General features: G+C 40.5%; 16 protein-coding genes and 1 riboswitch. Of the genes, 13 read left to right on the plus strand and 3 right to left on the minus strand.

Features of this window, described 5'->3' with window-relative positions:
- Nucleotides 1-171 precede the first annotated feature (171 nt).
- From JXL83_10160 to JXL83_10190, 7 genes are all read left to right on the plus strand, one after another.
- Nucleotides 172-699 (plus strand): hypothetical protein, encoded by a 528-nt coding sequence (locus tag JXL83_10160; protein ID MBN2364479.1) that lies wholly within the window; start codon nt 172-174, stop codon nt 697-699.
- Nucleotides 700-819: 120 nt separating this feature from the next.
- Entirely contained in the window at nt 820-1,461 is a 642-nt protein-coding gene (locus JXL83_10165) for a hypothetical protein (protein ID MBN2364480.1), read from the plus strand.
- 47 nt (nt 1,462-1,508) lie between these two features.
- On the plus strand, nt 1,509-2,201 hold the full coding sequence (locus tag JXL83_10170; protein MBN2364481.1) for a hypothetical protein: 693 nt from the start codon (nt 1,509-1,511) through the stop codon (nt 2,199-2,201).
- A gap of 362 nt (nt 2,202-2,563) precedes the next feature.
- Complete coding sequence (locus tag JXL83_10175) at nt 2,564-3,547, plus strand: hypothetical protein (protein ID MBN2364482.1); 984 nt, start codon at nt 2,564-2,566, stop codon at nt 3,545-3,547.
- A gap of 140 nt (nt 3,548-3,687) precedes the next feature.
- Complete coding sequence (locus JXL83_10180; GenBank protein ID MBN2364483.1) at nt 3,688-4,362, plus strand: epoxyqueuosine reductase; 675 nt, start codon at nt 3,688-3,690, stop codon at nt 4,360-4,362.
- Between the two features lie 443 nt (nt 4,363-4,805).
- Nucleotides 4,806-5,360, plus strand: coding sequence for a class I SAM-dependent methyltransferase (locus JXL83_10185; GenBank protein ID MBN2364484.1), 555 nt, complete (start codon nt 4,806-4,808; stop codon nt 5,358-5,360).
- Between the two features lie 83 nt (nt 5,361-5,443).
- On the plus strand, nt 5,444-6,184 hold the full coding sequence (locus JXL83_10190) for a hypothetical protein (protein MBN2364485.1): 741 nt from the start codon (nt 5,444-5,446) through the stop codon (nt 6,182-6,184).
- Between the two features lie 120 nt (nt 6,185-6,304).
- Here the strand turns inward: JXL83_10190 and JXL83_10195 are convergent, their stop codons facing one another.
- A complete protein-coding gene (locus JXL83_10195) occupies nt 6,305-8,107 on the minus strand; it encodes an iron hydrogenase small subunit (GenBank protein MBN2364486.1) in 1,803 nt (600 codons plus the stop codon).
- Nucleotides 8,100-9,860: an NAD(P)H-dependent oxidoreductase subunit E gene (locus JXL83_10200; GenBank protein ID MBN2364487.1), complete on the minus strand. Its 1,761-nt coding sequence runs from the start codon at nt 9,858-9,860 to the stop codon at nt 8,100-8,102. Before JXL83_10200 ends, JXL83_10195 begins: the two co-directional genes overlap by 8 nt.
- A 143-nt stretch (nt 9,861-10,003) precedes the next feature.
- A riboswitch (molybdenum cofactor riboswitch) is annotated at nt 10,004-10,125 on the minus strand.
- A 241-nt stretch (nt 10,126-10,366) separates the two neighbouring features.
- On the opposite strand from JXL83_10200, the gene JXL83_10205 reads away from it, so the two are divergent.
- The 6 genes from JXL83_10205 to JXL83_10230 all read left to right on the plus strand — a co-directional run bounded on the left by JXL83_10205 (nt 10,367) and on the right by JXL83_10230 (nt 14,345).
- Entirely contained in the window at nt 10,367-11,077 is a 711-nt protein-coding gene (locus JXL83_10205) for an MBL fold metallo-hydrolase (GenBank protein MBN2364488.1), read from the plus strand.
- A complete protein-coding gene (locus JXL83_10210) occupies nt 11,074-11,418 on the plus strand; it encodes a nuclear transport factor 2 family protein (protein ID MBN2364489.1) in 345 nt (114 codons plus the stop codon). The genes JXL83_10205 and JXL83_10210 overlap by 4 nt, the downstream gene beginning before the upstream one ends.
- Nucleotides 11,419-11,560: 142 nt before the next feature.
- Nucleotides 11,561-11,941: a hypothetical protein gene (locus JXL83_10215; protein MBN2364490.1), complete on the plus strand. Its 381-nt coding sequence runs from the start codon at nt 11,561-11,563 to the stop codon at nt 11,939-11,941.
- Nucleotides 11,942-12,169: 228 nt separating this feature from the next.
- Entirely contained in the window at nt 12,170-13,462 is a 1,293-nt protein-coding gene (locus JXL83_10220) for a hypothetical protein (GenBank protein MBN2364491.1), read from the plus strand.
- Between the two features lie 9 nt (nt 13,463-13,471).
- Nucleotides 13,472-13,750 carry a LysO family transporter gene (locus JXL83_10225; protein ID MBN2364492.1) on the plus strand — a complete coding sequence of 93 codons (279 nt, stop codon included), beginning with the start codon at nt 13,472-13,474 and terminating at the stop codon, nt 13,748-13,750.
- Nucleotides 13,743-14,345, plus strand: a complete 603-nt coding sequence (locus tag JXL83_10230) for a lysine exporter LysO family protein (GenBank protein MBN2364493.1) — start codon at nt 13,743-13,745, stop codon at nt 14,343-14,345. Before JXL83_10225 ends, JXL83_10230 begins: the two co-directional genes overlap by 8 nt.
- A gap of 1 nt (nt 14,346) precedes the next feature.
- On the opposite strand, the gene JXL83_10235 is transcribed toward JXL83_10230, so the two are convergent.
- Nucleotides 14,347-14,815, minus strand: a 469-nt coding sequence (locus JXL83_10235; GenBank protein MBN2364494.1) for a hypothetical protein, incomplete at its 5' end; no start/stop codon positions are given.

The raw sequence follows: 14,815 nt of genomic DNA on the forward strand, positions 1-14,815 counted from the left end.
AATCCCGACAATCCCCTAAATGCCAGAGACCCTTGTGGACAAATGAATCTCTTCAATTTATAATGATTTTATTAGGACACTAGTGACAATAGGATTGTATTTAAAAAGGATTTATGAAAATTGAAAAGAAATACACGGTTTGAAAATCAAATTTAGAAAACGGAGTGACTGATGCCATTCGACACAGATCGTTTTAACAGATCCTATAAGGAAATCACGGGCAGTTCCTGTCGCTGTGTAAAAATCAACGCATTCAAAAGCAAAAATTCTCCAAAACAGAAAGCTGATTTTTTATACGAGGCCATGTCCAAAATTGAAGAAAAGATCGGCACTGACAATCTGAAAACTGTTATGGAAAAATGCGGCATGGAATGCATAGAGGATTCATTATTGCAAACCGCCAAGCAGATATACGAAAAAAACACATCCATGGAATCTTTCCTTGACGAGTTAAATACTAACGACATAGGCGGCGGACATCTGACCTTGAACGGAACTGTAATTGATGTAACATACGACAAATGCTACTGTGGAAGCGTCAAACATACAAAGAGAAAATTTCCGTTGATCTACTGTTATTGCTCAACAGGATGGTTTAAGAAACTTTTTGAAGAGATTCTGCAAAAAAAGGTCAAAGTCGAGCTTATACAGACAATAATCAACGGAGCAGATTGCTGCAGATTAAAAATACACATTTGACAATCCAATATAATTTCTCAAGGATGTGCAATCCCGGTGAGTAATTATTGAGCCGTTAACAATGAAGCATAATATTGACGATCAATTTTTTAATATCTTAAAAACACTTCAAAATTTTTTATGAATATTCACAAAACTCAATTTACACCCCAGGTTCACGGATTCAGTTTTGAAAATCGTTTTAAAATCACGACGACAGACCTTGGACTCGGCAGTTTTGCCAAAGTGTCCTTCTGCTTTGGACTTTGTGGCGGTATGTGCTTTGCAGCTCTCGACAGATTCTTTAAAGCAAAGAAAACAGAGACGCGTACGGACATTCCGGCTCTTCCTGATCCACTATTTAAGGAAATTGTGGCAAGACAAATCGGAGCGGCAAAAAATGGAGTTTGGTGGAAAGTGATGCTATGGCAGAATTATCCTGCTACAAATCTTCGGAACAGAATGAATGACATTGAGCACCGGACAAAAAGCGAATGGCCGGCAATCAGAAAGCATCTCGACAACGGTGTTCCAATCACCATATGTCTGATCAGCACGAGAGGTTGTAAGGGAAATCCTAAGGACAATCACCTGGTGGTTGCTTATCATTACGAGGAGAAAGACGGTCGAACCTTCATTCAGGTCTATGATCCGAATCATCCGAAAATTTCTCAAAATCTCAGCGCAAACTTGAAACCTGAAAACGACAACATAGACATCGTTTATTCTTCTACTTATTTGAAACCTTTGCGCGGATTTTTCCCTGTTGTGTATGACAGATAAGTTTTTTTTGATTCGCGATAATAAGTCTTTAACACACTGAACAAAGTATGATAATACACACTGACAAAGAATACAGGGAGACAAAGCTGATAATGCTCGGCAGGAAGGAAATCAAACCTGAATTCAAGTCACTCGCCAAGTGGATTGACGATAACTTTTGTGTTAAAACAATAAATATTTTTTTCGACACTATAGACGATGGAACGAGACCGAGACTCGGCATATTCTTTGAATGCACCGAAGAAGCGGACAGTTTTCACGAGAACGGCAGATTTTCCAACTACGACAGCATTAAGCAGAAAAGAATCGCCGACAAGTTCAGGCAGACACTTGAAAACACTGGATTAATCGTTGATTTAAACAATCCGGAAACGGTAAAATATTCAACTGATAATGTTCTGGTATATACGAGCGCTTTTAGACCGATAGCAATGGCTGAAGCCAACGAAAACATTCCACAGGAAAAAATTGAAGAACTTAAAAGACGGATTGACAATAAGGATTTATGGGAAATCTCGCGTTCATTTTCAAGAGTTACATTTTTTCTCTTCACCGACGAACATGTAAAAAAATATACCAACACAGAATCTGTAAAAAAATGGAAGGACAAGTATTATGAGCTCCTTACCCGATACGACGAATTCGGATATTTCAAGCGCGAAAACTTTTCAATAGACCTGGACAGCAAGGAAAATTTCGACAAGAATTTTCAAAGTAATTGGTACTATTACTACAAATAAAAATGAGTTTATTCCGAAATTTATTCATTGGTCACAGTCACTTAAAGGATTTAAATACCATTTTTTTCCGGGGTAAAAAACATGAAAATAGCGGTATGTGTTTTGCCGCTCTCGACAGATTCTTTGAGTCCCGTCAAATTGAAACCAGCACCGAGATACCGAACAGCTCGGATCCAATGTTAAAAGAGCTTTTGAACCGGCAAATCGCCACTTTCAGAAGAGGTCTGTGGTCAAAGGGGATTTTTTCCTGTAATATACGACAGACCTATACCCTGTCCCCCAATTTTACAGTTTTTACAAGCGATTGAGCCCCCGCTTTACGACATTTGACGTCTTAATGTATCGGTTTTATTATCATGTAAGTGAAAACTATGTGGGAAATCGAAAAAATAATCAACTTCGAAAAAGGTGAATACTATAAAGACGGCTATTCTTTCGTCTTCTTTGGACAAAACGGTTCAAAATTCTATTTCGACTACGAAAGTAATTGGGTCGGTCACATGGCCGACGACGGGCATTTCTTCTGGACTGCAGGAAAATATTTTCCATCAAATACAGAACACCATTATCATCTGGATATTCTTAATCCCCATTACATTACGGATCAAAAAGACGCATCAATCCTGATTTCAGAGCAAAACGCCATTCACAGAATTAATCCTCTCTCAAAGACTGTAACAAAACTGATTGATTGTAGAAAATCGGGGATTGAAAGCGCTGGTAACTGTATTGTTGATTTTGACGGAGACATTTGGATAAATGACGTTACAGGTTGCAAAGTGTTTCGTTTTGATAAAGAAGGCAATTTAATTGAAATTCTTGGCAGTGGAAAACCCGGATTCAGTAAAAATGACACGCCCTTTGAAACAGTAGAATTTAACTGGATCTACGACATCAGAAAAGGGGCTGACGGAAACATATATGTCCTCGACAGCAAAAATTATTCGCTCCGCATGATCGATAAAAAAAGGCGTTTGGTAAAATTGATCGCGGGAACTGGCGAACCCGGTTATTCAGGCGATAATAACGACCCCAGATACGCGACATTTGGAGGAAATCCGGAAGAGTATTTTGATGGCCCATGGTCTTTGTCAATAGACGAATCTAATAATATTTACATAGGTGACACACAAAATCATGTATTAAGGATGATAGACAGGAAGGCTAATATAATTATGTCAATCGCAGGCAATCCAAATGCAATATCAGGAAAAAGAAACAATCCAAATGAAAAAAATCCGCTGAAAATTAATTTACAAAAAATATGCAGTTTAGAATATTTCAATGAAAAACTTTATATCCCGGAATGGGACGGAGATCTGATCGTTCTCCAAAAATCCGAATAACAGCTATTATGAAACAAATAATTTCCCCATTTTAATAATTTTCATTTTGATGTAATTCATTGGTAGAATGAAAAGATTATCTTAAAATATATTGCACAAAAGAATATAACAAAATGCAAAATTTTTTGGTCGAAAAAATCATGCAGATCTGCAATGTTGAGAAATTTGAAGTTGGGTATGCGGATTTGGAGGGATTGCTGGATCCCATATGGAATAATTACAGATATGGAATATCCATAATGAGGAAACTCGACGACAAGATAATAGACGGGATTGTAAACGGACCGACAGAGGAATACTTCGATCATTACAATGAAGTCAATGAGGAATTAAATTTTGCGGCCGGCCAAATCGCGAACCTTTTAAATAACAACGGAATAGAAGCGGTGCCGATAAAGGCTACGCTCGACGAAAGCGATCTGGATAAAAATTTCAGTAAAACTCTAAAGTATACGCTGTCACACAAAATGGTCGCAACGAGGGCAGGTCTCGGGTGGATCGGCAGAACGGATCTTTTAATATCGAAAAGGTTCGGCCCCAGAATCAGGATGGCTAGCGTTTTGACCGACAAGAAAATATCAGAAACAGGCGTGCCTATAGAAAAGAGTATGTGTGATAATTGTTGTTTGTGCGTCAAAAAATGCCCGGTCGGTGCTTCGACGGGAATGACTTGGAAAAAAGGGGTGGAAAGAGAGGAGTTCTATGACGCGTTCAAGTGCAGGGATTACGCGAGAAAGATATCAGGGGAAAGGATAAATAAAGAGGTAAGTCTCTGCGGTATATGCTTCAGTGTGTGTCCGGTGGGGAGAAGATAACCACGAATTGACACTAATGTAAAAGAAAAATAAGATTGAACCGCGAATGAACGCGAATAGACACTAATGAAAAGTAATAAAGAAAATTTATCCACGAATCCGATTTTTCATCGTAGATGAAAATATCGTCGCGTTAATGAAGAAGAAAAGATATCCACCACGAAAGAAAAAATGAATACATTTTTTCTTCACGAAGGTTTAAAAAGTAATAAAGAAGATTTAACCACGAATTGACGCGAATGAACGCGAAGAAGAAAAAAATATATCAACCACGAAGTTAAGATTCAAAATATCGTTACGCGAATAGACACTAATAAAAAGTAATAAAGAAGATTACCCCACGAATTGACCCGAATGAACGCGAAAAAAGAATAAAAATACTTACAATAATCTACCGCTGGTTTCCGTCTTTATTGTGTAAGGAAAAATCAACAGGAGAAATTATGGAAAATGCGGACAGGAGAGTGTACTCTGTAGATCATGCCGGAGCTCTGGACACAAACTTACGGAAACTTGTTCATAATCCCAAAAGAATTCTCTGGCCGTACCTGGGGACAGGTATGACCGCGCTTGACCTGGGCTGCGGACCTGGATTTTTCACCTTGGAAATGGCAAAGATAGTGGGAAAAACAGGAAAAGTCATTGCCGCCGATATTCAGGAAGGAATGCTCGAAAAACTCAGGGAAAAAATATCCGGGTCGGAATTCGAAGGAATGATTTGCCCATACAAATGTCCGGATGACAGGATAGGTCTGAACGAAAAGGTCGATTTCGTCCTGATGTTCTGGATGCTCCATGAATCTGCAGATCCGGCAGGACTGATAAAAGAGGTAAAATCAATTCTGAACAAGTATGGGAGAATTCTGCTCTGTGAGCCTTTTTTTCACGTGTCAAAAAAGGATTTCAGAAAATCTCTGGACATGTTCAAGAACAGCGGATTTGTATTTGTCGACGAACCAAAAGTATTCCTATGCAGGTCTGCGCTTCTAGAAGCATAGATCATCGTTTGACTCCCCCGCTCCTCTGTTTTAAAATACTGTTTTTAGCTCTGGATTTCGCTGTCAAACAGGAGGACCGGAATATGGAAGCACTGATGAAAGCTTACAACCGAGACCTGAAATCCTTGGATGAATTCTACTCTTTCCTCAACAAAGAAATCGAATACGAACCCGGTAAATCCACTTCGCTGGGAATAATCTACTGGGGCAGAACTGAACATATGCCTGATCTGAAAAAAGCCTGCGACAGGATAGCCTCAAACGGAACAAAGGACTTCTGCGCACTGCACGAAGCAGTCCGAACTCCTTCGAAGATGAGAAAGTTCGCAATCCTGAACAAACTCAACGAAAAGATTCTCAAAATCCTCTCTCATGACTTGAACATGTGGATGCCCCAGAGAACTGAGTTGTCAGCTATTCCACTGCTCAGAGAAAACAAGGAGGATCTTAAAAAGTTTTGCGACTACGGAATTGAGGACCAGATCTCGTTTCTGTCAGGCTATTTTAAAAAAACCAAGAGAAAGGATCTGGCAAAAGATTTGAAGATAAAGCTGGACCAGATGAACGAATACATAAAAATCTGCGATTTTTTCAGAATGGGAGGAAAATTAGAAGCAATAAGACCCGTCATATTTTATAAAATGGGATACGATACTCATCAGAAATGGGCCAAGGCCAAACCGGCAATGGTTATAAAAAGATTTGATGAGTATATGAAAAAAAATAAAATGACAGGAAAATATTTAACGCCTTTTACAAAAGAAATAGTAAACACGATCGAATGGGCTAAAGTGCATCACGGATTGTTTAAAGTTGAATATTGAAGATTGAATACATCTGATTCTGGTTTTTTAATATCTTGTCCTTCTTAATTCCACCCTTCGATTGTTTCAATTACTGTTTGTAGATCATTATCCTTAATATAAAATCTTTGTGAGTCAAACCTAATGTTTGTGAGATATCTCCTTTTCGCAGGATCCGTCGATTGTACAGCGCTGCCAGTAACTCGTGTGCAGAAGTTTGTGTGATAACTCGCCCAGGGGTTCGCCGAGAAATTTCGCGTATATGCCTTTCGGGCTCATCACTGCGGGATTTTCGTGAGACTGTCTTTTTGCCATGCTCCGATCTTCGGCGTAAAGTCCTTCTCCTCTTCGCGCTTTTTTCGCCATTGTACTCCCCAGAGGTTGTCCTCCGCCTCCAACACACCCGCCTGGACAGGCCATTATCTCGATGAATGCATATTCGCTTTTACCGGTGTTCATTAACTGTTCGCGGATTTTTTCAAGAAGCTGACGCGCATTGCCGAGTCCATGTGCCACTGCGACCTTTATGTTCAATTCTCCGAAATCCCTCGTAGGAATTTTGAGGGACGCTTCTTTTATTCCCTCCTGACCTCTGACAGGTTTTATATCGAGGTCTTTCATGTTTTCCCCGGTAAGAAGATACCACGCCGATCTAATGGCCGCTTCCATAACCCCTCCGGTGGCGCCGAAAATCGTCCCAGCACCTGTATACTGACCCATCAAATCATCAGCTTCGGCAGGTTTAATATTTTTAAAATCTATACCGGCCTCCCGTATCATTTTAACGAATTCTCTTGTAGTCAGGACGTAGTCGACGTCTTGAAATCCTGAGTCGCGCATTTCAGGTCTTTTAGCCTCAAATTTTTTTGCCGTGCATGGCATGATCGAAACGCTTACTATTTTTGAAGGGTCAATTCCGTACTCTTTTGCAAAATAAGTTTTGGAAAGCGCTCCGAACATCTGCTGGGGAGATTTGCACGTAGATATGTGTTGAGCATAATCAGGAAAAAAAGTCTCCATGAATTTTATCCAACCCGGAGAACAGGAGGTTATCAGAGGAAGAGAGCCGCCTTCTTTTATTCTTTTTACGAGTTCAGATCCTTCCTCGAGAATAGTCAGATCGGCTGTGAAATTGGTATCGAATACATAATCGAAACCGATTTTCTTTAAAGCGGCATACATCTTTCCCGGTGTTGCTTGTCCCGGCTCCATACCGAATTCTTCGGCGATTGAAACTCTAACCGACGGAGCCTCCTGTACTATTACTGTTTTGTCCGGATCGAATATTGAATTCCAAACCTCCTCGATTTCAATTGATTCTCTTATCGCTCCTGTGGGGCAGACAGCAGCGCACTGGCCGCAATTTACACATGTACTCTCCCCCAATCCCTTTTTGAAAAACGTGTTGACGTTGACTCCAAATCCTCTTTCCACAAAATGTATCGCGCTCACCGTTTGAATTTCGTTGCAGACAGTAACGCATCTGCCGCATTGTATACATTTTTTTGGATCTCTTATTACCGAAACGCTTGATTCGTCCAAGTCCTCATTGGACTGGATTTTTGCGTATTTATTCGTATCAGCACCTAAAAGTTCTGATAGAGTTTGAAGTTCGCATTTGCCGTTGGCCGAACAGGAAGGACAGGAAACGTCGTGATCTGACAAAATGAGTTCGAGCAGTGATTTTCTCATGCCTCTCAACTTCTTGGAGTTCGTCGTAATATTCATTCCATCTTCAGCGAGTGTACAGCAGGCTCTTTTCGGGACTTGTTGACCTTCAATTTCGACAACACACAAACCGCACGATCCCGAAGGTTTCAAATCTTCGTGATAACAAAGAGTCGGCACATAGATGCCGGCATTTTTCGCCGTTTCGAGTATAGTTTTTCCTTTTTCAGATATTATTTCTTTGTTGTCTATTATCAGTTTTATCAGTTCAGACATTTTCCACCTCCACTGATTTCCGGAGTTTCTTTTCTCTCACTAACTCTTTACTGAAGTTTTGGACCGCACTTTTTACCGGATTTAATAGAGACTGGCCGAGAGGACATAAAGACATGCTCTTCATTAGCTCGCATATATCTATCATTTCATTCAATTCATTTTCTGTCTCGAATGTTTCCAAAAGTTCAACGAGCTGACGCGTTCCGATTCTGCAAGGACTGCATTGTCCGCAGGATTCGTGGAGGAAAAATTCAAGGACTGCTCTGAGGTTTGTCAGTATCGAGGATTCTTCATCTATAACGAGAACAGAACCCGAACCGAGAACGGCGCCGATTTCTTTGAGGCTTTCAAAATCCAAACTCACATTCAATTGCTTTTTTGTCAAATAAGTCCCGGAAGCACCACCGACGAGCGCTGATTTGAATTTCATTTCATCTTTCATTCCGCCTGCGTGTTCTATAATTTTTTTCAGAGTAGTTCCCATTTCAGCTTCGGTCACGCACGGTTTTTGGACTTTTCCGGATACAGTGAAAAGTTTGGTTCCGCTGGATTTTTCGGTCCCCAGGGTTCTGAACCATTTCCCCCCGTATAGAACTATTTCCGGAATGTTGAAAAAAGTCTCGACGTTGTTTATTAAAGCGGGATTTTCCCAAAGTCCGTATTCTGTCGGAAAAGGCGGTTTGATTCTGGGATTTCCTCTTTTACCTTCTATCGATTCAAGAAGCGCTGTCTCGTCTCCGCAGACATAAGCTCCGGCTCCTTTTCGCATTTCCATATCAAAATCAAAACCCGAGCCTAATATATTTTTTCCGAGATAGTTTCTTTCGCGTGCTTTTCCTGCCGCATTGACAAGCTTTTCAAAAGAATGTTCGTATTCTCCCCTGACGTAAACATATCCCCTGCTTGCGCCGACAACGTATCCCGCAATTATCATTGCTTCAAGTATTTGCCGGGGATTGTTCTCCATCAATATCCTGTCTTTTGACGTTCCCGGTTCGCCTTCATCGGCATTACATATTATGTATTTTTCTTTTGAAGGATAGTTTTTTGCGCTTTCCCATTTCAAATATGCCGGAAATCCCGCTCCTCCTCTCCCTCTCAATCCTGATTCTTTCAGCTCCGATAATATTTTTTCGGGACTGATTTTTTCAGTGAATATTTTTTCCAGAGCTTCGAACTTAGCCGAATCATTCTCACCGACAGCTACTTTTTGAGGAAAACATTTTTCAAGTAGTATGTTTTTTCGACCAATTTTGCAGTCATGTATGCCTTTTTCGACAAAAGACGATTTTCTTTCGATTTTTTCTTTCATGCCTGAAATAATCTCCGAAATCTTTTTCGGCGTGAGATTCCCGTGAGGCTTTCCGTTTATCATCAGGGCAGGAGCCATTTCGCACAAACCGAGACATGACGATTTTTCAAGAGTGAATAATCCGTCTTCTGTCGTCTCTCCCCATGCAATACCCAGGATTTTTTTTATCTCTTTTGAAATTTGAGTGGATCCCATGAGATCACATGAAGGTGAACCGCATATTCTTATTATGTATTTACCTCTCGGTTTGAAGCTGAACATGGAATAAAAAGAGGCAATCCCGTAGACTTGACCGCAGGGTACGCCGATATGCTCCGCAACATCAATAAGGTCTTCCATTTTGAGACATTTGTCTTTACATGCGTTTTGTAAATCATGAAGAATACTCAGAAGATTTTCTCTTGATTTTGAATATTTCTGCAGAATATCCGAAACTTTCATAGACTTCTCCGATACATATTTTGATATTAATAATTCAAAAACGCGTACGTCATTAATGAACAGGCGCGGTTTTAATCCGTCCGGGTTATGTCGAAATCACTGTCTATGAGCTGAGGACTATGGGGGTTCTTTACAGATTCTTGCTTTGCTCATTTTTTTCTCCTTTTCAAGTATGGAAGGCAGAACCGTTTCCAATCCCACCCTGTCGGTTTGCAGGCTTGGCAACCCTTGCTTTAGCACTGAAAACTCGGAGTTTCGCGAACTTTAACATCGATAATATTCATTGTCAAGCTTTCTGAGTTTCTGTCGAAACGGATGTTATCAGATTCAAATATTTTATAATTTAATCATTAATTCAATTCCATGCTTTCTGAATATATACATTATCTGCTTAATATGATTTTTCTGATATATAATTTTTTTTTTGACACTCCAAGCTCTTCAGTTTTAAAATCTACCCGTACTCTTAACCCTAAAGATTAAAAAGAGTTCTGTAAGGAGTATTCATGATTGAGGTAAAATGGTTTCCGCCTGCGTGGGTACAGATCAAGAGCGAGGAGTCAGTTATTTATATCGATCCCTCATTCATCAATACATATTACGAAAACCACCCGTTAAAAATAATACTGTCGAAGTGGCCCGATGAAACTGACGGTCTGCCTGAAAAACTGGAAATGGCTGACCTTATTCTTTTTACCCATGAACACCGGGATCATTGTAATAAAATGACAGTAGATCATCTAAAAGGCAAAGATACAATATTAATCGGACCCAAAAAATGCAAAAAAGAGATTGGGAGTCAATTAAAGATAATGAAAGCAGTCGAGGAATTTTCCGCCGGAGATTTCCGGATAAATACAATTCAAGCCTACAACCCGCCCAAAGGAAGCTCCGTTAAAAAATTTCACAAAAAGGATTCAGGTATAGGATACGTCGTGTCGATCGGATCAAAGAAAATTTATCATCCCGGCGACACGGGTTTTATCCCGGAGATGAAAGAGCTTAGCGATATCGACGTCGCGTTTTTCCCAATTGACGGGATGTACACTATGGACGTCGACGAAGCGGTTCAGGCAGCCTTGCAAATATCTCCTAAAATAGCTGTTCCCATTCACGATATGGGCAAAAACGACCCCAATATGTTCAAAGAAAAACTTGAAAGCGAATCCGATGTCGAAGCGCGAATTTTAACAATCGGGGAATCTATTATACTTTGAAATTCACAAGCAACTTAGATCTTTTGAAGGTTTTTTTTGAAGCCGAGAACATAAGAGACTGGAACTTATTCCGCAAATTCCTCCACCCCGATGTAGAATGGACTGTTTTCAACGATTCAGAAGGAGTTTTGATACGCGGAAGAGACAATTACATGGACAGAATAATATCCAACTATAAGGAAAAAGACACAAAATTCGAGTGTGAAAACACATTTATAGACGGAGAATGCAATCAAATTGTCGCCGTACTCGTGAAAGAAACGGGAGAAAGATCGATTGATATTTTTAATTTTAAAAAAAGACTGATTTGGAAAGAGTGGGAATTTATTCTGCACAAGTAAAAAAACCTGACTGTTTTTACCAAATCGTAATTTCTCAAAATAGAATAATTTTTAACGCTTTAAGGGAGCCGCCCCACAATTTTTGTGTTATAATTGATTATAATTAAGTTATTTTGTTGATTATTTGAAATAAGGAGTGTGTATGCTCGATTATTTTTTTGACATTCAAACTTCTTCTCCCAAAGAAGCAGCAGATACTTTGTTCAACAACGCACTGTCGTTTGTACCCGATCAATCCGTAGAAAGTATCAAGTCAAGTTTCGAAGGATATAAAGGCCCTTGGGGTTCGACGAAACTAATAAATGGAAATAAAGCCGAATTATATGAAATAGTGCTCCGCAATCTCGAATGGACACAGAAAACAGCGGGTTTTCAGTATTTCACGGTTCACGTGCGCGATCAGCAGAAGCTGGCCCAGATAATTTCATGGTCGGATTCAAAAGGAGCATCGGTCTGCTTATGGCGGAATAATGACGAACTCTATCTCTGCGGAAATGTGCATTTTGATTACTCGCTGAAATAACGCACTCAATCTCAGGACAAAAACAATATAAATTACGTATTCGGATTTTTATTTACATTCATTTGCAGTATTCTAAAACAAATTAGTCATTTTATAATTATTCTGTAATTCCAAGACTATTTTTGGAATTTTCTTATTGGGTCTATGTTACCAATCTGTACCGATTTATAATTGTACTGAAAACTGATGTACAAATATACTGTTAGGAAAAACAAAACGGAGGCCGGTATGAAACTCGAATTTTACATAATTATCTTTTTGATGTTCACTTTTTCCCTGTTTGTTTTTTTTCGTGACATCGTTTCACTCGCTCCGCCGGAAATTACATGGAATAAGACATACGGAAATTTTTACGACGGTAAAATTACGTGCATTCATCAGACTGCTGACGGCGGATTTGTCGCATCAGGCGTCACAGGCTCTGAAACAGGCAGTAATAATGATTACTGGCTGATAAAAACAGACGCATACGGAAACGAAATTTGGGCGAGAACTTTCGGAGGACCGCAGGACGATGTCTGCGAGCACTCACTTCAGACGAGTGATGGCGGATATATAATGATCGGCAGGACATTTACCGGGGTCAGCCATTCACACGATATTTTTATTGTTAGAACAGACGCTTCAGGAGAGCTGCTTTGGTCCAAAACATACGGAGAAGTCCTTGACGATTTCGGAGTTTCCATATTGCAGGTCAGTGACGGAGGTTTTGTAGTAATAGGATTTACGGATAACTTCGGCGGAGGATGGGACGACATTTGGCTGATAAGAACTGACAAAGAAGGTGACACTCTTTGGACAAAAACATTTGGTGGTTACGCTTCCGATCTTGCATATTCGATTAACGCTACATCTGACGGCGGATTAATCATAGCTGGAAGCACTGAATCTTTCGGCGACGATTCAGCTGAGATTATAAGAGTCATGACAGATACGGTCAAAAAAGAGCAGGAAGAACAGGGCTGCCACGGTCCGGATCAAAGCATGCCAGTATATTTCGACACATGCGACTCCGATGGCTGGCTGATAAGGGTGGACGCATCGGGAGAAATAGTCTGGTCAAAGACATACGGCGAATGCGAATATGATCATTTTTATCACGCCAAACAGACCCAAGACGGAGGATTCATTGTCACAGGAGTCACCAGATCGGCTCCGGGCGGCTTTTCTGATATCTGGTTGGTCAAAACAGACGGATACGGCGAAGTTGAGTGGTCAAAATCATTCGGCGGAGAGAAATGGGACGTCGGGATTGAAGTTGAGCAGGTTTCAGACGGCGATTTTATTGTCATCGGATACACCGATTCGTTCGGAGCCGGAGGGAAAGACGTTTGGCTCCTGAAGACAGATGCATCGGGCAATTTGCTGTGGTCAAAGTATTTCGGAGAGACCAACGAAGATTCCGGATATTCCATAGATCTGACTCATGACGGCGGATGCATTATCGCCGGCAATACATATATTCCGGAAAGCAGGCATTCCGACCCATGGCTCATAAAACTGGGATCAATTTCCGAATAAGACACTTCCATGCTTAATATATTGGCGATGATGGCAATCGGTATTGCCGCCGGATTCCTGATCAGGAAAAAACAAAAGACGGTTAAATTTTTCGATCTCGCTTCCGGTGCCTCTGTCTATGTACTTCTTTTCCTGTTGGGGATTTCAGTGGGCAAAAACGAAACAATAGTCTCCAATCTTGGCTCAATCGGAATCCGGGCAATATCTCTGGCGATCGGCGCCGTCTCAGGCAGTGTGATATCTTCTTTTTTGATCTTCAAAATCATTTTCAAAGATAATAATGATTAAATCGCTGATTATAACGGCTTTTTTCGTGCTGGGGACAATGTTCGGTTTTTACGAGATGCTTCCCGAAGTTTTTATTGAAAACGATTTCAGCATATATGCTCTCAGCGCTTTGATGTTTTTGGTTGGCGTAGGAACAGGCGCCGACAAGAATTCCTGGAAAATCCTTAAAAAACTGAATCTGAAAATAGTTATGGTGCCTCTGACCGTTATTTTCGGCACCTTTGCAGGCGTAACGGCTGTTTCTTTGATCCTGAAAGACATTACCCTTAAAGAATCTCTGGCCGTGGGAGCCGGATTCGGATATTACAGCTTATCGAGCGTCTTCATAAGCAGGATCAGCGGCGAAACTCTCGGTGTTGTGGCTTTGATATCAAATGTTTCCAGGGAAATAATAACGCTTTTGACTGCTCCACTGCTCGTTAAATTTTTCGGTAAAATCGCTCCGATTGCATCAGGAGGAGCGACTGCAATGGACACTACACTGCCGGTCATCACAAAATTTTCCGGCAAAGATTACGCCATAATTGCCGTTTTCAGCGGAATTGTATTGACTGTTCTGGTGCCTCTTATTGTCACAATCATTTTAAACGCTTGAGTCATTCAAGTTCCAGGCATAATCTTATCAACTCCTCGACTTTTTTAAACGACGAATATTTCCACACTATTGGCCTGTTAAAATAAAGGGTCAGTTTTCCGCCGCCGGCCACGGCGGCTCTTAATTTTCTTTCAGCGAGTTTTTTTAATTTTTCAGGTTTTTGAAAAAATTTGGCTGTAGGTTTTTTATCCGCGTAAAGGTAATATTTTTTGTCGAACTCAAAATTTGATGTGCTGAATTTCGCACTGTATGAAGGCATCTCAGGCGAGACTATCTTCTCTTCGTCGTGATGTCTGAAATCCATAACGATAAGCCATTGCTGGTCTTCGGCTATGTCTGTTTCAATTTTGTAAGCTTCGAAACTGTAACCAACCGCTTCGGTGGTATCAGCGTCGACGTGCATCATGGTCACAGAAAAGGCTATCGAACGCCTTCTGATTTTCCCTGAAAATACTACGTCTCCTCCATAT

The organism is candidate division WOR-3 bacterium (assembly GCA_016934535.1).
In the GTDB taxonomy this organism is placed as follows: domain Bacteria; phylum SDB-A; class SDB-A; order SDB-A; family SDB-A; genus JAFGIG01.